The sequence below is a fragment of the Vibrio sp. S11_S32 genome, from assembly GCF_014694465.1.
Classification (GTDB): Bacteria; Pseudomonadota; Gammaproteobacteria; order Enterobacterales; family Vibrionaceae; genus Vibrio; species Vibrio algicola.
In genome coordinates, this window is record NZ_JAAUWS010000164.1 from 1 (window position 1) to 329 (window position 329).

The window sequence follows — 329 nt, forward strand, 5'->3', positions numbered from 1 at the left end:
ATCACGGGCCCTGCTGAATTTATTCAAACCAATATTGTGGGTACTTATAACCTACTAGAAGCGGCGCGAGAATATTGGAATGGTCTAGATGACAACGCGCAACAGGCTTTTCGTTTTCATCATATTTCAACTGATGAAGTGTATGGCGACCTGCCACACCCTGACGAACAAAACGACTTATCTGTTGGTGAAAAGTTACCTCTTTTTACTGAGCAAACGTCTTATGCGCCAAGCAGTCCTTATTCCGCTTCAAAAGCTTCTAGCGATCATTTAGTTCGAGCATGGTTGCGCACTTATGGTTTTCCAACCATTGTGACCAATTGTTCAAA

1 protein-coding gene is annotated in these 329 nt (G+C 42.9%); it reads left to right on the plus strand.

Annotated elements, in window-relative coordinates; translation table 11 throughout:
- Positions 1 to 329: GDP-mannose 4,6-dehydratase (locus HC723_RS17110; RefSeq protein WP_190339963.1), on the plus strand; the 329-nt coding region annotated here is incomplete at both ends.